We start from the raw sequence: 22,963 nt of genomic DNA, 5'->3' as shown, positions 1-22,963 counted from the left end.
TTGCAGCCTTTTTATTGTCTATATTAAGCCAATTTCAGTCGCCCTTGTTCAGGTTAGTTGCCCCAGATATTGGAGTTCACCTGTACGTCATCGTTCGAGTCTTTGCTTTGTTTCGCTGCCGCTTTGTCATTTGCAGCACGACGGGTTTTATCGGTTGCTTGATAGCCATCATCTCTCGGCTTGTGTGCAGGAAGAGGTAATTTATTCATCTTAAGGTAAAGATATTCAACTTTTTCTCTGGCCCAGAGAGTCTTACGCAAAAAACGTAAGCTGGACTTAATGCTTGGGTCATTCTTAAAGCAGCGAACATCGATTCTATCTCCGAGTTCTTCCCACCCGTAATGTTCGACCAGATCTGTAAGTAGGGCTTCTAGCTTGATACCGTGGAGTGGATTATTTGCTTGTGTCATGAGTTTACTGAATCAGTTGAAATTAGATCAATTATACCAGTAAATCGAGTTGGGGATAAAGGCAGCAATAAAAAGAGGGCGTTAAACGCCCCCTTTTATCTATCAGTTGTGATACTGAGTGAGTTTGATATCAGCTTTTATTACTGAAAGCTGAGTGTCCATGAGTTTATTGTTCCGGTATCACGTCTAGCACTATCAACCGCTTTCAGTGTCCATTGACCTGCTGACTCTACGCCAGTCATGTCAACACTGTAAGTTTTGTTGATGTCGTTAGCACTTCCACCTGTGTTGTCATGAAGTATGGCAACTTGGCCTGTTGGGCTGCGTAGCTCAACTTGTAGATCGCCAATATAGGTATGTGAAATATCAACACTTACCGACACCGTACCTGAGTCACCAGTTCGCGTTGCCGAGATTGCGCTACTAACACCAGCAGATGCATTATCAGGGATCGAATAGCCAGTGTTATTGGTGTAAGTTGCCGCGCCGCCACCAGGGTTTCCACCACCGGTAGACTCAGTGTAATTAGCCACTAAGCTTACGCCGCTAAATGCGCTGTAACCTTGAACCATGACGTAGTAAGTGCCTGTTTGGACGTTCGTGATAGGGCAAGACTCGCTGTTTCCGCCTTTCCATGGACGACAATCGTAGCTGCCTGTCGTTGGTGCTGCGCCATATTGTACATATAGATCCGCATCACCGCTGCCACCACTCATCGTAAAGCTTAAGTCTGAAGCATCAGCTGGGACATCGATTGAGAAGTGAAGCTCTTCATTTTTCGCACCCGCAAGGCTTGCTTTAGGTGTAGCGTTAACCAGCACATTGTCACCAGGCCCAGTTCCTGGATCGGTTGGCCCATCACATGACTGAGCTAAATAAGCGTTTGCAGCTAACGCATCGATAAGACCATGACCTGTTTTATCGTCACGACCTGCAGCACCGAGATCTTCTGCTGTGGCATGAAGTGCAGAGCGAATTTGTGCTGCGCTACAGTCGGTATGATGACTCCAGACTAACGTGGCAACACCTGAAACATGGGGCGTAGCCATGGACGTACCGTTGTAGTAGGCATAATCTTCATTATTAGTGTTGGCAAGAGTAACCGTTGAGCCTACTTGCCCTTGAAGTGCTTGACCTGTCGCACGACTAACAGAAACTGACACTAAAGGTGCATCATTGTTAGTATCAACTAAGAATGGATTTTGTAGACCTGGTAGCGCGGTATTACTGTAAACGATAACGCCGCTAGCACCTGCGCTGTTACAGGCTTTAACCGCATCAATGTCTGGATAAGTCGCGCCTTGATTTCCGATTCGTTCAATAAGACAAACCTTATTGCTCATGTTGCCACAATTAAAGCTTGTGCCTGATACCGTACACTCGGCTAATTCTGCTGTAACGCTGCCGAAAACCGGAGTGCCTACGTGACTTGTTCCTGATTTCACGTAGCGATTATGAGGCACGACGCCTTGTGAAAAATAGGATTGACCGCCAACAGTGATATCAGCAAGTCGGCCTTCACCAACGGATACGGTAGAAAGAATTGCCTCACCTGGGCCTGAGATCTCAACTTGATCGGTATATTGTGAAAAAGCAGCATGGTCTTTATTGCTATCGACTGCAGCGACAGACATAACAGCATCGTATGATGCCGGATAGCTGTGTGTGCTATCACCATCATTACCAGCAGCTGCAATAAGTAACACACCGTTGCTTTCATGTGCATTGAGGGCGTTACGCTCAGTCGTACTAGAGGCACCACCACCCAAACTCATGGTCACAACGTTCGCGCCGTTGTTCACACACGTGTCGATAGCAGAAACAAGAGAGGATGAATATCCCCAACCTGCTTCATTGAATACCTTAATCACATGAATATTGGCATTTTGATTTGGCATGACACCGATAACACCATTATTGTTCGCTATGGCTGCAATGGTGCCAGCTACGTGCGTTCCGTGGGCGTTGTTGTTACCTGGATCATACCAGTTACCCGTGCCTGAGTTGTTGCTACCAGTGACGTTATTACCGCTGAGATCGCTATGATCACGATCGTAACCAGAATCAATAATACAGATAGTACGGTTGCCAGCTAATGAGTCACTTAAGCTTGTAGCACCAACATAAGTTTGGCCCCAAGGTGTCGTTTCACTAAGTAATCTTCTTGGAACATCTTCTTCAACATATTCAACATCTGAACGAAGTTGAAGTGCTTTAAGGCCTTTAGCATTGAGTTTGGCTGTGTAGCTATTACTGCGACCGATTCGTTTCATCTCTTTGGCAGAGGCACTGTTCATTGCTCTGTGGTGCGAGAAGACTTCGTTTGATCTTGGCTCATAAAGCGCATCATTGAACTCATTTGATTGAGACTGAAAGCTGGCAAGCGCATTTGCATTTCTAAACTTTACGATGTAACGCTTTGGAAGTGGTGAGGCCTGTTCAATGCCTGAGTTTAGAGATTGTAATCCGGGGGTAAAGACGGGAGCAGCAGTGACAGTGGCTGATATCGCCATTGCTAATACTGATAAGCTTAAAGCCACAGTCGTTGTTTTTGTTGTCATAATTGCCTTCTATTTGTTAATTAATATTAATCATTATTATTAGATGGTTTTTAAGTCATTCTGCTAGAAAACCTTGTTACTCGATAAAGAATGTATCTAGGTGTGAAACAATTGTAAATGAAATGTTTAATTTGGGGTTTTGGTATGAAATAGGTTTGTACTGGTCAGAGGAGACTGAATTAATATTTAGTTTAAAACGCATAATATTCAATATATATCGGCGTTCAGCTGAATTGATATGCTAATTAATTAGGTAAATAGTTAAGAGGGAGGAGAGTGAAATCTATAAAAATAACAGAGCCGAAGGTCTGCGTTATTTTTGTAAGCGATTGAATTAATATCTTTTAAGTCAATTTTCATGAAGAAAATATAATATTAAAAATAATACGTGAGCGCTCATTTAATGCGCAGTTATTATGTGTAATGAGTTTCTTTGTTAGCAGTAAATGCCTTGAAGACAATATTGATAAATGGATATTAGAAGAGTGGCTTTGTGTTCAATGTTTCTGAGGATTCTAATTGAACGTAGCCAATTCAAAATATGAATGGCTACATTTTATAATTAACGTTTAAAGCATTACTTGTTTGTATGAGCGTTTAACTTTTCATATCCGCCGCCATTGTAAGTGTTGCTGTAACCTTCTTTAATTAACGTTTCGTTAGCGACACCACTACGACGGCCGCTTCTGCAATAAACGACGATAGATTTGTCTTTGCTTATGTGTCGTTTTTCAAGACCTGTTGCGATTTTTTTAAAAGGGATGTTAATGGCATTTTTCAAATGCCCAGCAGCGAACTCTTCAGCAGTACGCACATCAACGACTAATGCGCCTGAATCAATTTTATCCCAAGCTGTTTGTGCATTTTGATCATGAGCAAGTGAGCTTTGACTGACCGATAGCATCAGTAAAATAGTAAAGATGAAGTAACTTGGCGCTTTAAATGCTTTATTGAAAAATTTCATTTTATTTGATTACCTTAAGGTTCGTTTCAAGCCTGCTATTACTTATTCTAGGGTAAGTAAGGCGATCTGAGTGTGCTTATTGGATACTGTCCATCAGTATAACGACAGTATGGGGTAGGGTAAATGACCTTGTATAGCGAGTGGTGTAAAAAAGTAATTAATTGATTATATTATTAAAAAATAATATTCATATTATTGTGTCGGCATTTTTAGCCATGTTCTTCTGTATATTAAGTGGATAAGTTGGGTTGCCATAATTCAACTTTATTTCCCTCGGGATCAAATCCAGACGAGGTTAATCAGGAACAATAATAGCTTAGTAAACTGGCTATGGATGTTCTAACAATGTGCTAGTTTGGACTGATTGGCAGACAATAGGGTATCGAATCTTTTTTTACAGTTGCAACTTACCGCTTTTTTTAAACGTAATTTTTCACATATAATCATGTTTCGCAGAGTATGGTGCGCAATGCGATTAGCTCTGGGCTACGTCGATTGTTATAAAACCGATATCAGTTGCAGAGTTAAAAATAAGCAGAGTAATAGCCCTCGACAGTCTTCCCTATTTGGCAGTAGGATGTTAAACAATCATTCTCGTTGTGAGATGAAACCTATAAATTTGCCAGAAGAGCAAGAAGATGTTGGGGGATAACAAATGGAAAAGCGTAATCGATTGGTCGCGGGTGGGAATCTACTTCAAGCTCATACCTGGAAAGGGTTGCTGGAGGCCTGCGGAATAGAGGTTCAACTAAAAGGTGAAGCTTTACTTGGTGGGATTGGAGAGTTACCTGTAGATCTACAAAATGTTGAACTTTGGGTGTGCGAGTCAGAGTATGAAAAAGCCAAAGCTCAACTCGAATCACTGAATACCGAAAGTCCTCAATGGCAGTGTGTTCAATGCCATGAAATAAATGAAGATAGCTTTGAGCTTTGCTGGCAATGCAGTGCTGAAAGGTGTGTTCAACACAATTAGTCGTAATTCCTGTAGTCCGTTATTTTGGAGTGTTTGTCGTGCAACACAATGCTGCATTTTTAGCTCTGGTAGAGAGCATATTGCCTCAAATCACAGAAGTGTCGGTTGAAGAGTATCAAAGTGATACTAGCTGGCAACTTATCGATGTTAGAGAAGATCATGAATGGTTAAAAGATCACCTTCCCAATGCGAGTCACTTGGGCCGAGGGATTATTGAGCGTGATATTGAGACTCAAATTCCTGATAAAACAACCCCAATTTTGCTCTATTGTGGTGGCGGTTACCGCTCAGCGTTAGCTGCAATGAACTTACAGATAATGGGTTACACTCACGTGGGATCATTAACGGGTGGTTATAAAGCATGGGTTCAACATCAGCTGCCGTTAATGAAGCCCAAATGACAATAATAGGAGTTGCATGAATGCAGTATTTTCCTTTATTTGTTGATACCGCAAAGCTAAAAGTCTTGCTGATTGGTGCTGGTGAGGTTGCGAGTCGAAAGTTAGACCTTTTAGCCAGGACTGAGGCGTGTATCAGTGTTGTTGCGCTTGATGTTTCATCTGAGGTACAAGCTTATGCGGATAAAAATCGTATATCTCTTGCCCTGCGTACAGTCGCCGATGAGGATATAGCCGATGTCGATCTTATCTACCTAGCCACTGCTGATAATGAGCTGAATACGCGTTTAGCGCATTTGGCAACAGAGCGGGGGATTTGGGTTAATGTGGTTGATCGCCCAGATCTTTGCCGTTTCATTACCCCATCGATTGTCGATAGAGGTCGATTACAGATAGCGATAAGCACAGCAGGAGCTGCTCCGGTTTTTGCTCGTGAGTTACGCTCTCGTTTAGAGTCTTGGTTACCTCATTCGCTCACTGACTTATTTGATTTTGTCGCAGCGCGGCGTAAAGAAGTACAAGATAGATTGCCCGCGTTTAAGGAACGCAAATTGTTCTGGGAGCATTTTTTTCGCGCTAACGGTGATCATTTTGATGACAGAACAGAACAATATTATGAGGAGTCGTTTCAAAATCTCGTTAGCGTAGGTGAGATTTTATTGATTGACGATAAAACATCAATAGCTATGTTGCCGATAGCAGCCATGCCTTTAATGCAGAAGCTGGATCATATTTTTGCTAATGAAGTGTTGCCGCTCACTCTCAATGAATTGGTAAGGCGAGACGCAACTCGAGCGCCGTTATTGTCGATGGATGAATTAACTCAGTTGCTTAACGCGGGTAAGCGTAGTCTTGTTTATGCAGATACGGATAAAATTGCACAGTTAAAAGCTCAATTTCCTCAGGCTAAACACCTTAAATCAGGTTCTTTATAAACAGCCTTACGAAGTTTATGCTTCCATATCGGAAGCATAAATTATTTTAAGTCTATAATATTTATATCATTACCTTTAGTTATGCTCTTTGGAACTTCTCAATCCTATACTTGATGAAGTTTTAGGGTACACTAACGCCAATAATCTAAAGATAAAAGCAGTTATGTCACCTAAAGCAACGGTTTATAAAGTAAATTTGCAGATAGCCGATATTGATCGTGGCTACTATCAAGATCACCAGTTTACTCTGGCTCAACATCCTTCAGAAACTGATTCAAGAATGATGTTGCGTTTACTGGCATTTGCAATGAATGCCAGTGACACCTTAGAGTTCAGTAAAGGCCTCTGTGTTGAAGATGAGCCTGAATTATGGGAAAAGTCGTTAATTGGCGACATCGAACTCTGGATTGAGTTTGGTCAAAGTGATGAAAAGTGGATTCGAAAAGCCTGTGGTCGCTCAAAACAGGTACAGCTATTTGCCTATGGCGGGCGCAGTGTGCCAATCTGGTGGCAACAGAATGAGCAAAATTTCTCTCGTTATCAAAATCTTAAAGTTTGGAATATTCCCGAAGAAGCCGTTAAAGAGATGGGCGAGCTTGTTAGCAGGAGTATGAAAATACAATACAACATTAGCGAAGGTCAGGTGTGGGTGTCCACAGATGAAGCGAGCGTGTTGGTAGAGCCTGAAGTACTAAAAGAGTAACGCGTCTCTTGTACTGATTGGTATTGCACCAATTGCATACAGAAAAGAGTCAATAAAAAAGCCAGTCATTAAGACTGGCTTTTTAGTGGGCGAAGATATCGGATAGGCTTATGCCTCTTCGATTACCCCTTCATCACCTTTGCCTTTGGTTTTCAGAATAACTAAGGCGGTAATGATTGCAGTTGACACTAAGCCTGCAATTGTTGATAGCGTCATGGGTAAGCCAGCACCGAGCGTTTGTGAACTGAGTAGGAAGCTAATCACGACCGTTGTCATAAACATTGCTGGAATCGTACAGATCCAATGTAGCTTGTTGTGACGTAGTAGATAAGCAGAAGCTGTCCATAACATCATCACTGCTGTTGCTTGGTTGGCAACACCAAAGTAGCGCCAGATAACACCAAAATCTACTTGGGTTAAAATGGCACCCATAATGAACAGTGGAATAGCAAGTAACAAACGCTTTGGTAGCTCAGTTTGTGGCATCTTAAAGAATTCAGCTAATATAAGACGAGCTGAGCGGAAAGCGGTATCACCAGAGGTAATAGGGAGAACAATCACACCTAAAATAGCCATAAAGCCGCCGACAGCACCAAGCAGTCCAGTAGATGCTTCATACACTACGTTTGCTGGATTGCCAGCCATACCTTCATTCAATCCTTGTACGCCGCCGAAGAAAGAGAGTGCGATAGCGCACCAGATAAGGGCGATGACGCCTTCACCAATCATGGCGCCAAAGAAAACAAAGCGACCGTTTGATTCATTTTCAACACAACGAGCCATTAATGGGGATTGAGTTGCGTGGAAACCTGATACAGCACCACAAGCAATGGTGATAAACAGTGCTGGCCACAGTGGCATATCATTCGGGTTTAGGTTGGTTAGGAAATCTTTAGCTTCAAAACCTGGAAGCAAGGTGTGCTCGCTTGATACGACGATAGCAAGCGTCAGTCCGATTGACATAAAGAAGAGTAAAGCACCGAAGAATGGGTACAGTCTGCCAATGATCTTATCGACCGGGACAACGGTGGCAATAAGATAGTAAACGAAAATAATACCAACGAAAATGGATACATCCCATCCTGTTAGTTTACCTAATAACCCCGCTGGAGCAGAGATAAAGACTACGCCAACAAGCAGTAACAGAATGATAGCGAAAATATTCATAAAGTGCTTAGCACCTTTACCTAAATATTTCCCCGCTAGATGAGGAACAGATTTACCACCGTTACGAACCGATAGCATACCGGAGAAGTAATCATGTGTTGCGCCGGCAAAGATACAGCCGAATACAATCCATAACATGGCAGCAGGGCCGTACAGAGCACCCAAGATGGGTCCGAATATTGGGCCAACACCAGCGATGTTCAATAGTTGAATAAGGTAAACTTTACCTTTAGACATTGGCACGAAATCGACACCATCGGTTTTTTCAAATGCTGGAGTTTGGCGTTGAGAATTGATGCCAAATACTTTTTCAACAAATTTACCGTAGATGAAGTATCCGCCAATAAGTAGGCCAACACACATTAAAAACCACGTCATAATTACAATCTCTCATTTTCAGTTGAAGAGATTGTAAAGATTTACTCAAAATAGATAAGTGTAAAAGTAGTGAGTGGTCGATTTTGGCGACTAAGCGGTGTCAAAGCTCAGTTGAGTGGTATCCAGTTTTGGCTATTTGGGGCTTAAGTTATTCAGGCTTTTCTTATTGAAATCCAAATAGCTGTTTTAATGGTTTAAGGTAGCGTCTCGATACAGGCACTTTAGCACCAGATAGGGTGGTCACTTCGGCGCCAGTCTCCAGTGCTTCAATTTCAGATACGGCATCGGGTTTGATCAGATATTGTCTGTGGCATCTTACGAGTGTGGTTTTCTCTTCAAGCACTTTAAGGGTTAAGTGGGTGTGTACCAGCCCCTTACTGGTCGCGACATGGATGCCACTTAAATCGCTGAAAATATATTCAACCTCACTTAAGGCTAGTACTTTCAGTTTTGTACCTGAGTAGCAGGGGAGGTGAGTAAGCTCTTTTGGGGCAAGTATGTTAACAGGCTTAGGGCTAATATCTTTTCTTATCCTGTTTAATGTTTGTGTGAGTCGCATCTCATCGATAGGTTTTAGCAAGTAATCAAAGGCATGGTTATCGAAAGCTTTAACAGCAAATTCATCAAATGCAGTGACAAATACCACGTAGGGCATGGTATCGGGATCGAGCATGCCGACCAGCTCCATGCCTGTTATTTTTGGCATTTGTATGTCTAAGAAAACCAGTTGAGGTTTGAGTTTAGTGATGACTTGCAGTGCTTCGATGGCATTACTGCATTGGCCAATGACCTCGATATCTTGGTGTTCACTCAGCAAGTCTGCAAGTTCTTCACGTGCAAAGAGTTCATCGTCAACGATGATGGCGGTGATCATTTTTCTGCTCCAGTGAAAGGTAATTGGATACTCACTTTAGTGTAAACCTCTTTTTCACAGTCAACTTTAAGACCATATTCTGAGCCAAATTGATTTTGTATTCGTTTATGAACGAGATTCATCCCCAGTCCTTCAGAGTTTTCTTTAACTTGATAAAGACCTGCATTATCGGTCACCTCTAAGCATAATTGCTCCTCAATGATCACTGCGGTGACCTCGATAATGCCTTTGTCGAGCATGTGAGCTGTGCCATGTTTGACCGCATTTTCAATGATGGGTTGTAATGTAAATGCAGGAAGACGGTAGTGATGAAGCTCCAGGGGAATATCAATGGTGACTGTTAATCTGTCAATAAATCGCGCTTTTTCTATGGTTAAATAAGATTCTATGTGTTCCAGCTCATCATCGAGTGTCACCAATCCTGTTGTGCGTTTTAAATTGATCCTCAGAAACTGAGCTAACTGCTGGATGAGTTGTCGTGCTTTTAGCGGGTCTCTTTTTATAATTGCCGCGATGGTATTGAGCGCATTAAACAAAAAGTGAGGGTTGACTTGAGCTTGCAGTAACTTTAACTCGGATTGAGTCAGCAGGTTTTGTTGTTGCTCAAATCGACCAAATAGAATTTGATTAGACAGCAATCGGCCTATTCCTTCGCCTAGTGTGCGATTAATATTGAGGAATAGTTTGTTTTTTGGCTCATAAAGCTTAATGGTGCCAATCACCTCCGTTTCACTGCGAAGTGGGATGACTAAGCTTGAGCCTAATTTACACTGAGGCGAGATGGAGCAGGCATAGGCGACATCAACTCCATCTGCGAACATGACACAATTATTGTTGATGGCATCTTGGGTAATTTTGGATGATATCGGCGTACCGGGAATATGGTGATCAGCCCCTGCACCAATAAAGGCCAATAATTTTTCGGTATCTGTGATGGCAACTGCGCCGACATTTGTTTCCTCTAAGATGATTTTAGCTATCTCAGAGCTGCTTTTTTGATTGAAGCCTTTGGATAATATACCGACGCTACGCTCAGCAATTTTGAGCGCTTTGGTTGAAAATACCGATGACATCTTATCAAACATGGCCTTTTGATCTCGTACCATGCTCATAAAGAGGGCTGCGCCGATCGAGTTGACGAGCAACATGGGTATGATGATCTGTTTCACTAAGGACCAGGCATCTGTAAAAGGCTGGGCAACGAGTAATATCACGCCCATTTGCAGCATTTCGGCGGCAAAAGTGACTAAGCAAACTACAAGTGGAGAGTAGATGAGTTCACTTTTCCCCAGTTTTCTAAGATAGAGACTAACGATTCCCGCTGATAATCCCTCAAGAGTTGTAGAAATTGCGCAGGCTAGATCGGTAAAGCCGCCCATGCTATATCGATGTAATCCACCAGTGAGCCCGACTAAAAAACCTGTCACTGGGCCGCCGAGTAAACCACCGAGCACAGCGCCCATTGCACGAGTATTCGCTAAGGCATCATTTGTGTGCTCACCAAAGTAGGTGGCCATAACACAAAAGCTTGAAAAAGTTAGGTAGATAAATATTTTATGGGGAAGTCGAGTGGCTGCTTCTGAAAAAAACTTAAACAGAGGCGTCTTGCTGACAAGGTACACTATCACCAGATAAAGGCTCATCTGTTGTGTTAAAAGCAAGATTAATGACATCGGTATCTATCCTAAAATACAATGGGGTTATTTTGCCAGAGCATTGGATAATTACAAAATAGAGTATTAATGATTTTGCTCTGCAGTGAGGTGTTGATCATAGTCTCTGGTAAGCTAAAGTGGCGAGAGGCTGATTATTAAGCATTAAACCTAATGACTCGAGACTTCATTGTCATAAGATGATGACGTTAAAAGGGAGGCTGAAGCAACAGATTTTTTCAAATAAAAGCTGTTGGAAAGAAAAAGGTATTTTCGATGACTCTTGTCAGTTAATCCTCGCTATTACTGATTATTTGGCGTTTTTCGGTGTCACATTTATCAAAAAAATCGTGAATTAGAATTCGCAGTAACCGAGATTTTGCGATTTTTGATTGTGTCGCTAAATCATCTAAAACAATAATGGCATCTTCAGTCAGCGAAAATGTCGCATGTTTGAATATTTTTGTCGAATGTTTATCTAAGCCATTTAATTGCGCTTGTTTAAGCTTTTTTTTGTTACGACTGACGGCACTTTGCTGGCCAAAAGCGTAGTTGTTGGCATCTTCGATAAAGTCATCGACAGAGATAGAGTCCCGTGGTGACTTTTTCTTTCTCCGTTTGAGATCAGTTAAGCTCATAGCTGTTTTCTGGCTCTATTGCGAAAATTTCATCGGCAATGGCAATGATCTCTATCGCCGCTTTACCTTCTGGTTCAATCTCCATGACTGACGCACCTTGCTCTTCGCTGTCGTCATAGATGTTCCTGTTGAAAGTCACAGAGTTTAAGACCCTAAGTCCAAAGGATTGTACGACCTCTTTTGCTTCAATAATTCGCTTAAATTGGCTCGGAAGTGAAGGGCATTGGGTCATGACGATACAAGATATCATCTTAGGATTAACCATTTTACATGTACTGAGCATATCTTCCATGTGGGGAAGTGTTTTGAGATCACGGCGTTTGGGTCGCAAAGGAAGCAAAACATAAGTGGCTACTGACATCGCTGCTCGCATGGCAAGGTTGTCTTGGCCACCACAATCAACAATGACGTAATCAAACCTTTGATCTTGGCTGAGAAGGTCGTTACGGATTTTTCCATAGAGTTGAATACAGTTGATGGTAGGGAGTGTAGGGTCTTCATTACGGGCTTGGATCCAATCAGAGGTTGTTCGCTGGGGATCACAATCGACGATTAGAACATTAGCTTGATATTTCTGGGTAATATGAACGGCCAGATTTTGGGCTAAACAGCTTTTCCCTGCTCCCCCTTTTTCCCCACCCACGAGCATTATCATATACGCATCTCCACGTTCCTTCTTCTAATCATCCGAGGATTATTAAGTAGAACAAGTATAGAACAGACTCTTTGATGCTGCTGAATAGGAGTAGGTAAATGAATTAGAAGCGTTAATTTAGATCAATTAGCTGGACGGCAATTTGATAAATATGACCGATATTTGTGCTGCGACAGACTTGCCCCTTAACAGTATATCTACTGTCGTTGTGGGGGTTAAATGTAATATGAAGTAATGAACCTAGCGCAAAGTGTTCGCTGTATACAAAGAGCACGCCACGACGAGAAAGATCGACACAGGTCGCTTCAGCGACTTTTTCATGTTGATCATCAAGCCAGTCGATCACAATCTTATCGGACTCCATATCAATTCTTAAAGATTGACGTTTCTCTTCAATATCTTCCATTAGCACATCCTTGATAGAGCATAATTTATACTCTTTAAAAGTAGCATGCTTCTCAAGCTAAAAACAAAAAATAGTACAATAGGTGAGGGCTTATGGAGGGAAACCCAGCCAGAAAGAGGCTGAGTTTCTTTTTTGATGACGTACTGCGATTAATCTTCGATTTTGGGGTAGGGCAATTTTAACTGGCCCCATCGAATGATGATCACGGTCGATGCGAGTATTAAGGTTGCTACGGCGATGGCAATGATTCGCCAGTCACTCATTCCTTTCATGTCGAGAATAAGATAACGAGCAAGTGCAACGATAGCGATATACAGGGGCATACGAACAGGTAGCTTTCCTGACTCGATATAGTTGGCGACCATGGCCAATACTTCTAGGTAGATAAAAAGCAGGAGAAGATCGGCAAGTGCCACGCTGCCGACTTCGAAGATATGAAATACTTCTTGTCCGATAGCAACAATGGTAGCTAACGCGATAATCAACAACACGAAATGCTCAACGGCTTTCAAGCTTTTTGAACTATATTGCTTGTATACGGATCTCATGGGAGCCTCTGAATAATTTTTTTCAATGGTAGCAAGATCCACAATCGATGTCGGGTTATCTCTGTGACCTTTTTCACATTAATACTAATCCCTGACCTGAACAGCCCCTAGCATAGGGTTAGATAATTTTTCAAGCCGGATTTAAGGTACAAAAAAGCCACCCCTAAGGATGGCCTCTATGACACTATTTACATCTGTTTTATTGCAAATTAACGCTTAAGCGCTTCACTCAACAATGGACGAGCTGTTTTTACAATTGCTGACGTCACTTTAGGTGCACCTGCAATGATGTTACCAGAGGTCATGTATTCATGGTTACCGGTGAAGTCAGTAACGGTACCGCCAGCTTCACGTACCAAAAGGTCGCCCGCAGCGATATCCCAAGGCTTAAGACCAATTTCAAAGAAACCGTCAACACGGCCAGCAGCAACATAGGCTAGGTCAAGAGCTGCAGAACCAGCACGACGTAGATCAGCACATTGTGTGAATAATTCACCGAAAATCTTCATGTAAGTTTCAGTGTGTTGCTTTGCCTTGAAAGGAAAGCCTGTTGCGATAATGGTTTCGTTAAGCTCACCACGTTTAGAAACGCGCATACGGAAATCGTTGTACTTGGCGCCTTTACCACGAAGAGCTGAAAATAGTTCATCACGGATAGGGTCGTAAACAACTGCGACTTCGGTTTTGCCCTTGTATTGCAGCGCGATAGAAACGGCAAAGTGAGGAATGCCTCTAACAAAGTTGTTAGTGCCATCCAGAGGGTCAATAATCCAAACGTAATCTTTGTTTGAGCCTTTGTTCTCACCACCTTCTTCACCAACGATGGTGTGATCAGGGTAAGATTTACGGATCTGATAAATAATGGCTGACTCAGCCTCTTTGTCTACGTTAGTTACGTAGTCATTAATGCCTTTCGCTGTTACTTCGACTTTGTCGAGTTCAGCAAAGGCACGTATAATCGTTTGGCCGGCAGCGCGGGCAGCGCGCACAGCAATAGTTTGCATTGGATACATTGCAATCCCCTGGATGTTAAAGAACAGATATAAATAATCGGGGCGCATTATACCTTAGCCATGCTTAATAGCAAGCTAGGTGGCAAGGGACTTTGGCCTTACTCGGGTGTATTTGTGGTTCAATTATGTGAAATACTGATTTAAGTATTAAAATTTCACACTCCGCTGTGATAATATTATTTTCTGTGTTCCGTCATCAAAATTAAGTAGTTTCATGCTCAGCAATATACGTGTAGTACTCGTTGGTACATCTCATCCAGGGAACATAGGTTCCACAGCCCGTGCAATGAAAACCATGGGACTTTCCACTCTTTATCTCGCAGAGCCGCGAGTTGAACCCGATGGACAATCAATCGCCCTTGCGGCAGGTGCATCTGATATCCTAAAACATGCTGTCACTGTAGACAGTGTTGCTGAAGCGATTGCTGATTGCAGTTTAGTGATAGCGACAAGCGCTAGAAGTCGCACGCTAGATTGGCCGATGTTAGAACCTAGAGAGGCGGGTGAAAAACTGGTTTCTTCTGCGCTAACAGGGCCCGTTGCCATTGTGTTTGGTCGTGAAAATAATGGTCTAAGTAACGAGGAATTACAGAAGTGTAATTACCACGTTGCCATTCCTGCAAACCCTGAATATACCTCTTTGAACTTAGCGCAAGCAGTGCAGATTATCTGCTATGAGGCGAGAGTTGCTCATCTTGCTCAGGTTCAACGAGACTTTGAAAATGCCAAGCCCGCTGATTATGTTGAGCCTGTGGATGAGTATCCGTTCGCGCAAGAACGTGAAAACTTCTTTGAGCACCTTGAAGATACTCTGCTAAATACCGGATTTATTGTTAAGCAGCATCCAGGTCAAGTGATGACAAAGCTACGTCGTCTATTTAGTCGCGCTAGACTTGAAAGACAAGAGATGAATATTTTGCGCGGTATGTTGACCTCAATTGATAAAAAAATAGTTAAGAAAGACGAAGAGCAGTCATAAGGAACCGATAACAATGGGAGTGATGGCTAGGCTTAAGGATGATATTGCCTCGATATATCATCGCGATCCAGCGGCCCACGGTACGTTAGAAGTGTTGTTGAACTACCCAGGGATGCAAGCGATTTGGATCCACAGAATTAGTCATAAACTCTGGCAGCGTCAATGGCGACTTCCCTCTCGTTGTTTATCTACTTTTTCCCGCTGGTTAACAGGGGTTGAAATTCATCCTGGTGCACGTATTGGTGATCGTTTTTTTATTGATCACGGTATGGGTGTTGTTATCGGTGAGACTGCAGAGATCGGCAATGACTGTACGCTCTATCATGGAGTGACATTAGGTGGTACGACGTGGAAAGCGGGTAAGCGCCACCCTACGTTAGGCAATAATGTCGTCATTGGGGCTGGAGCTCAAATTCTGGGACCTATCACAATGCACGATGGTGCCCGAGTGGGCTCTAATTCCGTTGTGGTTAAAGACGTGCCAAAAGATACAACTGTTGTTGGGATCCCCGGTCGTGCGGTCTCTACACCCAATGATGTCAGTAAAGAGCAATCTCAAAGACGCACTGAAATGGCGAAGAAATATGGTTTCGATGCCTACGCGGTATCACCAGATAATCCAGACCCCGTTGCCAATGCAATCGGTCAAATGTTAGACCATATGCATTTGATGGATTCTAAGGTTCAGGAAGTGTGTCAGGCTGTTCAAACGCTTGGCGGTAGTGTGTGCACCGAAAAATTGCCAGAATTAGAAGTCGATGATTTCAGTGATGCTGAACGTGCAGCAGCTAAGAAGCGAAAAAAAGCGATTGATGAGTTTGATCCCATTATCTGAGATTTAGTGAGGATAATGGTAAAGATGCATTGAAAAAATTGAGTAAAACAGGTTAAATACCCCACCAAACTCGGGGGGGACTTTTGTTAAAGAATTGAATGACCGTCCGACAATAGTTGTGGGATAATACTTGACTAAAATACTAGGTTTAATACTTGACTAAACTACTCGGGTATGTTTGAATTAACTCAAGCATTTTTGGGAGCTGTAGTCGCTATGAAACTTACATCAAAAGGTCGGTATGCCGTTACAGCCATGTTAGATGTTGCTATGCATTCTACCTCTGGCCCGGTTCCGTTGGCCGATATTTCCGAGCGTCAAGGAATTTCACTTTCTTACCTCGAACAACTTTTCGCAAAACTTAGAAAACAAGGATTGGTTTCTAGTGTCAGAGGACCCGGCGGTGGTTACCGTTTAGGCGCTGATGCTGGTGAGATATCTGTTGGTATGGTGGTGCGTGCAGTGGATGAATCTGTTGACGCAACACGTTGTCAGGGACAAGGAAATTGTCAAAACGGCACTCGTTGTCTTACCCATTCACTTTGGGGTGACCTGAGTAAACAGATTTCAGATTTTTTAAATGGTATTAGTCTTGCGGGTTTAATGACTAAACGAGATGTACAATTTATCTCTATAAAACAAGACGAAATACAACAGGAACAAAGAGTAACAGTATAAGTTAACTTTGTTATTTAATAATATTTTTTGTACTTTGTTCGACCTTACTCAAGGTTACGCTGTACGGAGTGTGTAATGAAGCTTCCTATCTATTTAGATTACGCTGCGACGACGCCGGTTGATCCCCGTGTTGCAGAAAAAATGATGCAGTGCATGACTATGGACGGCATCTTTGGTAACCCAGCATCTCGTTCTCACCGTTACGGTTGGCAGGCTGAAGAAGCGGTTGATATTGCCCGTAACCAAGTTGCTGATCTAATTAATGCCGATCCACGCGAGATCGTATTTACTTCTGGTGCCACAGAGTCAATTAACCTAGCGATTAAAGGTGTTGCTCACTTCTATCAGAAGAAAGGCAAGCACATCATTACCAGCAAGACAGAACACAAAGCTGTACTCGACACATGTCGTCAGCTTGAGCGTGAAGGTTTTGAAGTCACTTATCTTGCTCCTGAAGCAAACGGAATTATCCCGTTAGCAACCATTGAAGCAGCGATGCGTGAAGATACGCTTATTGTCAGTATCATGCATGTTAACAATGAGATTGGTGTTATTCATGACATCAATGCTATCGGTGAGCTATGCCGTAGCAAGAAAGTTATTTTGCATGTCGATGCGGCGCAGAGTGCGGGTAAATTACCAATAGACGTTCAAGAAACTAAAGTTGATCTTATGTCTATTTCAGCCCATAAAATGTACGGCCCTAAAGGGATTGGTGCACTTTATGTAAGCCGTAAGCCACGTATTCGTCTAGAGGCAGCCATGCATGGTGGTGGACACGAGCGCGGTATGCGCAGTGGCACACTCGCGACACACCAGATTGTAGGTCTAGGCGAAGCTGCTGCTATCGCTAAAGCGGATATGGCGTCAGACAGTGCACGTATTGCAGGACTGCGCGATCGCTTATGGAATGGTGTTAAAGCCATCGAAGAAACCTATATCAACGGTGACGCTGAACAACGTTACTGTGGCAATCTCAATGTCAGTTTCAACTTTGTTGAAGGTGAGTCATTGATGATGGCACTTAAAGATCTTGCTGTTTCATCTGGTTCTGCCTGTACTTCTGCAAGCTTGGAACCAAGCTATGTACTTCGTGCACTAGGCTTAAACGATGAGATGGCCCACAGTTCAATTCGATTCTCTATCGGGCGTTTCACAACCGAAGAAGATATCGATCACGCAATTGAAACAATTAATAAATCTATTGATGGTTTACGGGAGATGTCTCCACTTTGGGAGATGTTTAAAGACGGTATAGACCTTGAACAGGTTCAATGGGCTCACCATTAATCCGTTTTAATCAATAAATAATCAATAGAATATTGGAGTAGTATCATGGCTTACAGCGAAAAAGTACTCGATCACTATGAAAACCCACGTAATGTAGGTTCTTTCGACAAAAATGATCCATCGGTTGTTACCGGTATGGTTGGTGCACCAGCTTGTGGTGACGTAATGAAGCTCCAACTTAAAATTGGTGCTGATGGCATAATTGAAGATGCTAAGTTTAAAACTTATGGTTGTGGTAGTGCGATAGCCTCAAGCTCACTTGTGACTGAGTGGGTTAAAGGGAAGACCATTGAAGAAGCTGGCGCTATCAAGAATACTGATATTGCTGAAGAGCTTGCGCTACCTCCAGTGAAAATTCACTGTTCAATTTTGGCCGAAGATGCAATTAAAGCGGCAATTGATGATTATAAGTTAAAGCAAAGTAAGTAATTTCCGGAGTTAACATGGCTATTTCAATGACTCCTGCGGCTGCCGAACGTGTTAAAAGCTTTCTGGACAGCCGTGGAAAGGGAATTGGTTTACGATTAGGGCTTAAAACATCAGGATGTTCTGGGATGGCTTACATCATTGAATTTGTTGATGATTTAAACCTTGATGATGAAGTCTACGAGATCGGTGATGTGAAAATCATTATCGATGCGAAAAGTTTTATCTACCTTCAAGGTATCGAGTTAGACTTCGTCAAAGAGGGACTCAATGAAGGTTTCCAGTTTAACAATCCCAATGCTAAAGGGGAGTGTGGCTGTGGTGAGAGCTTCACAGTCTAACAGTCTAAAGAATTAAACCATGAACTATTTTGAGCTGTTTAGTTTCACCCCCGCCTACCATATTGACACCGCCTTACTTGCAGAGCGCTACCGCGAACTGCAAAGGGCGGTTCATCCCGACAAATTTGCTAATGCCAGTGAGCAAGATAAGCGCATTGCCGTGCAACGAGCGGCACAAGTGAATGATGGTTTTTCAACGCTAAAAAACCCGATATTGAGAGCAGAACATATGCTTTCACTCAAGGGGGTTGATTTAAGCCATGAATCCACAACGGTTAAAGATACTCAGTTCTTGATGCAGCAGATAGAATGGCGTGAAGAGCTTGAAGACATTACTGACAGTAATGATCCCGATGCTTGTATCTCTGAGTTGCATGATTCATTTAGTCTTTATGCTAAGCAGATAGAAGATAATCTAAGTTATTTGTTAGCCGATCTTTCCGAAGACGGGCTACTACAAGCCGCCGATCTTATCCGTAAGCTTAAATTTATGGCAAAACTACAAGTTGAACTTGAGCGTATTGAAGATGCCTTGTTTGACTAACTAAATATGTCACAATATTAATTGTCTTTTAATTGATTAGCTTGTTACTTTTGGCTAATTTTTAGGTTGGAATTTTATGGCCCTATTGCAGATCGCCGAGCCAGGACAGAGTGCCGCTCCCCATCAACATCGTCTGGCTGTTGGTATTGATTTAGGTACGACTAACTCTTTAGTTGCTGCGGTCCGTAGCGGAGTTGCAAATACCTTACCCGATAACAAGTCACATCACTCTTTACCTTCGGTAGTCAGATACACTGAGTCGAATGTTGAAGTGGGTGTTGATGCGGAGTTGAACTCAGCTAAAGATCCACAAAATACCATTGTTTCCGTTAAACGCTTTATGGGACGCAGTCTGAGTGATATTCAGTCTGGTTCTCAAGATTTACCTTATCAATTTGAGACTAGCGAAAATGGGCTACCTCTATTTGTAACAAAGCAAGGTAAGGTTAACCCAATACAGGTTTCCGCTGAGATTTTAAAGCCGTTAATTTCCCGTGCAGAAAAAACCTTAGGTGGCGAATTGGAAGGGGTGGTTATTACTGTTCCTGCTTATTTCGATGATGCGCAGCGCCAAGGCACTAAAGATGCTGCCGGATTATTGGGCGTTAAAGTACTTAGACTACTGAATGAGCCAACTGCTGCCGCTATCGCTTATGGACTTGATTCTGGCCAGGAAGGGGTTATTGCCATCTATGATCTTGGTGGTGGAACCTTCGATATTTCTATACTGCGTTTGCATAAAGGTGTGTTCGAAGTATTAGCCACTGGTGGTGACTCGGCACTAGGTGGAGACGACTTTGATCACCTTTTACATCACTATTTATCAAGCGAGTGGCAGCTTAATGAGCTTTCAGCAACGCTAAGCCGTCAGCTTTTAATCGAAGCTAGAAGAGTTAAAGAGGCGTTGACGAGTGATGAGCAAGTTATTGCAACTTTGAATTTAGATGATGGAACTCAACTGAGTCACACAGTCACTAAAACGACATTTGAGACGTTGATCAGTGCGTTGGTTAAGAAAACCGTCAATAGCTGTCGTCGTGCGCTTCGTGATGCCGGAATTAAAGCCGATGAAGTACTTGAAACTGTCATGGTCGGTGGTTCAACTCGAGTACCGCTTGTGCGTGAGTTGGTTGAAAACTTCTTCGCTAAAAAGCCATTAACCACCATAGATCCTGATAGAGTTGTTGCCATTGGTGCGGCAATTCAAGCTGATATCCTTGTTGGTAATAAACCTGACTCAGATCTTTTACTTCTCGATGTTCTCCCGCTGTCATTAGGTATTGAGACCATGGGCGGACTTGTTGAAAAGATTGTATCGCGTAATACCACTATTCCAGTCGCTAAGGCTCAGGAGTTCACCACATTTAAAGATGGCCAAACGGCGATGGCGTTTCATGTGGTTCAAGGTGAGCGAGAACTTGTTGATGATTGCCGCTCTTTAGCAAGGTTTACCTTGAAAGGTATTCCTCCATTAGCAGCGGGTGCAGCGCATATTCGAGTCACTTTTCAAGTCGATGCTGATGGATTGCTGAGTGTTACCGCAATGGAAAAATCGACAGGTGTTCAATCTAGTATCCAAGTTAAGCCTTCTTTTGGGTTAACTGACGAAGAGATCGGCGCTATGCTCAAAGATTCTATGGCAAATGCCAAAGAGGACATCACAAGGCGTATGCTTGCTGAGCAGAAAGTGGAAGCGGCTAGGGTACTAGAGACCTTAAGTGCTGCGCTGCAAAAAGATGCAAACCTGTTGACTAAAGATGAACAGAACTTGATTGAGCAAAGCATGGCAGCTTTAGCGCAGATCAGTAGTCAAGATGACGCAGATGCAATAGAAAAAGCCATTGAGGCTGTAGATGCTAGTACGCAAGATTTTGCTGCTAAGCGTATGGATAATTCAATCAAATTGGCACTTAAAGGCCAATCAGTTGACAGTATTTAATTGGTAATCAATAGGTAAATAAGATGCCACAAATAGTATTTTTACCCCATGAAGAGTTATGCCCAGACGGTGCAGTGGTTGAAGCCGTTGAAGGTGAGACGGTATTGGATGTTGCGTTACGTAACGGTATTCACATCGAACATGCCTGTGAGAAGTCTTGTGCATGTACAACATGCCACGTGATCATAAGAGAAGGCTTTGATGAGCTTGAACAGAGCGACGAGTTAGAAGATGACATGCTAGACAAGGCATGGGGTTTGGAGCCTGAAAGTCGCCTATCTTGTCAGTCAAGAGTCACTGGGGCAGACCTTGTGGTCGACATTCCTAAATACACCATCAACATGGTGAGTGAAAGCCACTAAGCTGAGCCATTAAGTTAAGTTTTTCAAATTATCTATAAAAGATCAGTCTTAAATGGCTGGTCTTTTTTATTATAGTCCTATAATTTGTCTACAAATGTCAGTCACTAAAAGGGGGGCATTATGTCTCTTAAATGGACAGATTCTCTTGATATAGCCATAGAACTGCTAGAACAGTACCCAGAGAAAGATCCTGAAACTATTCGTTTTACTGATCTGCATGAGTGGGTACTGGCTTTGGATGCCTTTGATGATGATCCAAATCATTGTAATGAGAGAGTGCTAGAGGCGATACAGGCATGTTGGATTAGTGAATTATAGTTTAATACTCTTACTTTATATTGAGATTAAACGTTAGTCGTTAATGATTAAAGTTTGCACCTACTCTTGCGTATGTGACGCTCGTCACGATTAAATTCCCTGTTATTAGATCTTTGTCCCATTATATAGTCTTTAAAGATAGGATTCTGGTCAGAAATCTCGTATAATCCGCGCGAATTCAAAAACCTGTTTATTAAAAAGGAAGCTTTTCATGGCTATCGAACGTACTTTTTCTATCATTAAGCCTGATGCTGTTGCAAAAAATAACATCGGCGCTATCTATAACCGTTTTGAAACTGCTGGCCTGAAAATCATCGCATCTAAAATCGTTCACCTAAGCAAAGAGCAAGCTGAAGGCTTCTATGCTGAGCACAGTGAACGTCCTTTCTTCGGTGCACTTGTTGCATTTATGACATCTGGCCCTATCATGGTTCAGACGCTTGAAGGCGAAAATGCTGTATTAGCTCACCGTGAAATCTTAGGTGCTACAAATCCAGCTGATGCGGCTCCAGGTACTATCCGTGCTGATTTCGCTGAAAGCATCGATGAAAATGCTGCACACGGTTCAGATTCTGTAGAATCTGCCCAGCGTGAAGTTGCTTACTTCTTCAGCACTGAAGAGCTTTGCCCACGTACTCGTTAATTTGCCAATGCAAATTGTAAAGAGTGTGTAAGTCGATAAAAGGAGCCCATGGCTCCTTTTTTGTATTTGAAATACCCATAAACTGTATGACTATTGCCTTCACCGACACACCGACACACCGACACATCGACCATAGGCAGATGCGAAATGTCTTTAAGGCGTATGAACGCTTAAGGCCTAATACCAATCAGTATAAGAAGTTGATCTACTCAGAGTCTGAGGGATCCCCTCGAATTTAATAGCATGCTTGTGGCTCCAGAATTAAGCCTTGTAGTGTTTTAATGGCTGTTCGCCAATGCAACCTCAGTAGCTTCAATTTCCTATCTTTATATG

General features: G+C 42.6%; 26 protein-coding genes. 15 read left to right on the top strand and 11 right to left on the bottom strand.

Going from position 1 to position 22,963, the window contains the following annotated elements:
- Positions 1–53: 53 nt before the first annotated feature.
- The 3 genes from FN961_RS20680 to FN961_RS20670 all read right to left on the bottom strand — a co-directional run bounded on the left by FN961_RS20680 (position 54) and on the right by FN961_RS20670 (position 3,935).
- Positions 54–410: a VF530 family protein gene (locus FN961_RS20680; RefSeq protein ID WP_144042068.1), complete on the bottom strand. Its 357-nt coding sequence runs from the start codon at positions 408–410 to the stop codon at positions 54–56.
- A 140-nt stretch (positions 411–550) separates the two neighbouring features.
- Positions 551–2,971: a S8 family serine peptidase gene (locus tag FN961_RS20675; protein WP_144042067.1), complete on the bottom strand. Its 2,421-nt coding sequence runs from the start codon at positions 2,969–2,971 to the stop codon at positions 551–553.
- Positions 2,972–3,548: 577 nt separating this feature from the next.
- On the bottom strand, positions 3,549–3,935 hold the full coding sequence (locus FN961_RS20670; protein WP_144042066.1) for a rhodanese-like domain-containing protein: 387 nt from the start codon (positions 3,933–3,935) through the stop codon (positions 3,549–3,551).
- Positions 3,936–4,590: 655 nt separating this feature from the next.
- On the opposite strand from FN961_RS20670, the gene FN961_RS20665 reads away from it, so the two are divergent.
- The 4 genes from FN961_RS20665 (at position 4,591) to FN961_RS20650 (ending at position 6,944) form a co-directional block, all read left to right on the top strand.
- Positions 4,591–4,908, top strand: coding sequence for a putative signal transducing protein (locus FN961_RS20665; RefSeq protein WP_144042065.1), 318 nt, complete (start codon positions 4,591–4,593; stop codon positions 4,906–4,908).
- 38 nt (positions 4,909–4,946) lie between these two features.
- Complete coding sequence (locus tag FN961_RS20660; protein WP_144042064.1) at positions 4,947–5,309, top strand: rhodanese-like domain-containing protein; 363 nt, start codon at positions 4,947–4,949, stop codon at positions 5,307–5,309.
- A 20-nt stretch (positions 5,310–5,329) separates the two neighbouring features.
- Positions 5,330–6,241, top strand: a complete 912-nt coding sequence (locus FN961_RS20655) for a precorrin-2 dehydrogenase/sirohydrochlorin ferrochelatase family protein (protein ID WP_144042063.1) — start codon at positions 5,330–5,332, stop codon at positions 6,239–6,241.
- 163 nt (positions 6,242–6,404) lie between these two features.
- Entirely contained in the window at positions 6,405–6,944 is a 540-nt protein-coding gene (locus FN961_RS20650; protein ID WP_144042062.1) for a YaeQ family protein, read from the top strand.
- A gap of 108 nt (positions 6,945–7,052) precedes the next feature.
- On the opposite strand, the gene FN961_RS20645 is transcribed toward FN961_RS20650, so the two are convergent.
- The 8 genes from FN961_RS20645 to suhB all read right to left on the bottom strand — a co-directional run bounded on the left by FN961_RS20645 (position 7,053) and on the right by suhB (position 14,275).
- Positions 7,053–8,489 (bottom strand): carbon starvation CstA family protein, encoded by a 1,437-nt coding sequence (locus FN961_RS20645; protein WP_144042061.1) that lies wholly within the window; start codon positions 8,487–8,489, stop codon positions 7,053–7,055.
- Positions 8,490–8,652: 163 nt separating this feature from the next.
- The gene (gene btsR, locus FN961_RS20640) at positions 8,653–9,363 is read right to left on the bottom strand and encodes a two-component system response regulator BtsR (RefSeq protein ID WP_144042060.1); all 711 of its coding nucleotides are present in this window, start codon (positions 9,361–9,363) and stop codon (positions 8,653–8,655) included.
- The gene (locus FN961_RS20635) at positions 9,360–11,036 is read right to left on the bottom strand and encodes a sensor histidine kinase (protein WP_144042059.1); all 1,677 of its coding nucleotides are present in this window, start codon (positions 11,034–11,036) and stop codon (positions 9,360–9,362) included. Before FN961_RS20635 ends, btsR begins: the two co-directional genes overlap by 4 nt.
- 269 nt (positions 11,037–11,305) lie before the next feature.
- On the bottom strand, positions 11,306–11,653 hold the full coding sequence (locus FN961_RS20630) for a replication protein RepA (protein WP_144042058.1): 348 nt from the start codon (positions 11,651–11,653) through the stop codon (positions 11,306–11,308).
- Positions 11,640–12,308, bottom strand: a complete 669-nt coding sequence (locus FN961_RS20625) for an AAA family ATPase (protein WP_144042057.1) — start codon at positions 12,306–12,308, stop codon at positions 11,640–11,642. The genes FN961_RS20630 and FN961_RS20625 overlap by 14 nt, the downstream gene beginning before the upstream one ends.
- 112 nt (positions 12,309–12,420) lie before the next feature.
- Positions 12,421–12,714: a PilZ domain-containing protein gene (locus FN961_RS20620; protein ID WP_144042056.1), complete on the bottom strand. Its 294-nt coding sequence runs from the start codon at positions 12,712–12,714 to the stop codon at positions 12,421–12,423.
- A 149-nt stretch (positions 12,715–12,863) separates the two neighbouring features.
- The gene (locus FN961_RS20615) at positions 12,864–13,262 is read right to left on the bottom strand and encodes a phosphate-starvation-inducible protein PsiE (protein WP_144042055.1); all 399 of its coding nucleotides are present in this window, start codon (positions 13,260–13,262) and stop codon (positions 12,864–12,866) included.
- A 209-nt stretch (positions 13,263–13,471) separates the two neighbouring features.
- Positions 13,472–14,275 carry an inositol-1-monophosphatase gene (gene suhB / locus FN961_RS20610; protein ID WP_144042054.1) on the bottom strand — a complete coding sequence of 268 codons (804 nt, stop codon included), beginning with the start codon at positions 14,273–14,275 and terminating at the stop codon, positions 13,472–13,474.
- A 214-nt stretch (positions 14,276–14,489) separates the two neighbouring features.
- Between suhB and trmJ the strand changes: the two genes are divergently transcribed.
- The 11 genes from trmJ to ndk all read left to right on the top strand — a co-directional run bounded on the left by trmJ (position 14,490) and on the right by ndk (position 22,630).
- Positions 14,490–15,254 carry a tRNA (cytosine(32)/uridine(32)-2'-O)-methyltransferase TrmJ gene (gene trmJ, locus FN961_RS20605; protein WP_144042053.1) on the top strand — a complete coding sequence of 255 codons (765 nt, stop codon included), beginning with the start codon at positions 14,490–14,492 and terminating at the stop codon, positions 15,252–15,254.
- A gap of 13 nt (positions 15,255–15,267) precedes the next feature.
- Entirely contained in the window at positions 15,268–16,089 is an 822-nt protein-coding gene (gene cysE, locus FN961_RS20600; RefSeq protein WP_144042052.1) for a serine O-acetyltransferase, read from the top strand.
- Between the two features lie 216 nt (positions 16,090–16,305).
- Positions 16,306–16,767, top strand: coding sequence for a Fe-S cluster assembly transcriptional regulator IscR (gene iscR / locus FN961_RS20595; RefSeq protein WP_144042051.1), 462 nt, complete (start codon positions 16,306–16,308; stop codon positions 16,765–16,767).
- A gap of 75 nt (positions 16,768–16,842) precedes the next feature.
- Positions 16,843–18,057: an IscS subfamily cysteine desulfurase gene (locus tag FN961_RS20590; protein ID WP_144042050.1), complete on the top strand. Its 1,215-nt coding sequence runs from the start codon at positions 16,843–16,845 to the stop codon at positions 18,055–18,057.
- 45 nt (positions 18,058–18,102) lie between these two features.
- Positions 18,103–18,486 (top strand): Fe-S cluster assembly scaffold IscU, encoded by a 384-nt coding sequence (iscU, locus tag FN961_RS20585; protein ID WP_144042049.1) that lies wholly within the window; start codon positions 18,103–18,105, stop codon positions 18,484–18,486.
- A gap of 14 nt (positions 18,487–18,500) precedes the next feature.
- Positions 18,501–18,824, top strand: a complete 324-nt coding sequence (iscA, locus tag FN961_RS20580; protein ID WP_144042048.1) for an iron-sulfur cluster assembly protein IscA — start codon at positions 18,501–18,503, stop codon at positions 18,822–18,824.
- A 19-nt stretch (positions 18,825–18,843) separates the two neighbouring features.
- Positions 18,844–19,368 (top strand): co-chaperone HscB, encoded by a 525-nt coding sequence (gene hscB, locus FN961_RS20575; RefSeq protein WP_144042047.1) that lies wholly within the window; start codon positions 18,844–18,846, stop codon positions 19,366–19,368.
- A gap of 76 nt (positions 19,369–19,444) precedes the next feature.
- On the top strand, positions 19,445–21,307 hold the full coding sequence (hscA, locus tag FN961_RS20570; RefSeq protein ID WP_144042046.1) for a Fe-S protein assembly chaperone HscA: 1,863 nt from the start codon (positions 19,445–19,447) through the stop codon (positions 21,305–21,307).
- A 23-nt stretch (positions 21,308–21,330) separates the two neighbouring features.
- Entirely contained in the window at positions 21,331–21,669 is a 339-nt protein-coding gene (gene fdx / locus FN961_RS20565) for an ISC system 2Fe-2S type ferredoxin (protein ID WP_144042045.1), read from the top strand.
- 120 nt (positions 21,670–21,789) lie between these two features.
- Positions 21,790–21,987, top strand: coding sequence for a Fe-S cluster assembly protein IscX (iscX, locus tag FN961_RS20560; protein ID WP_144042044.1), 198 nt, complete (start codon positions 21,790–21,792; stop codon positions 21,985–21,987).
- 211 nt (positions 21,988–22,198) lie between these two features.
- The gene (gene ndk / locus FN961_RS20555; protein ID WP_144042043.1) at positions 22,199–22,630 is read left to right on the top strand and encodes a nucleoside-diphosphate kinase; all 432 of its coding nucleotides are present in this window, start codon (positions 22,199–22,201) and stop codon (positions 22,628–22,630) included.
- Positions 22,631–22,963 lie beyond the last annotated feature (333 nt).

The sequence above is a fragment of the Shewanella hanedai genome (assembly GCF_007197645.1).
Taxonomy (GTDB): Bacteria; Pseudomonadota; Gammaproteobacteria; order Enterobacterales; family Shewanellaceae; genus Shewanella; species Shewanella hanedai.
Note: the sequence above shows the minus strand (reverse complement) of the source record. Positions and strands in the feature narration are given on the sequence as shown.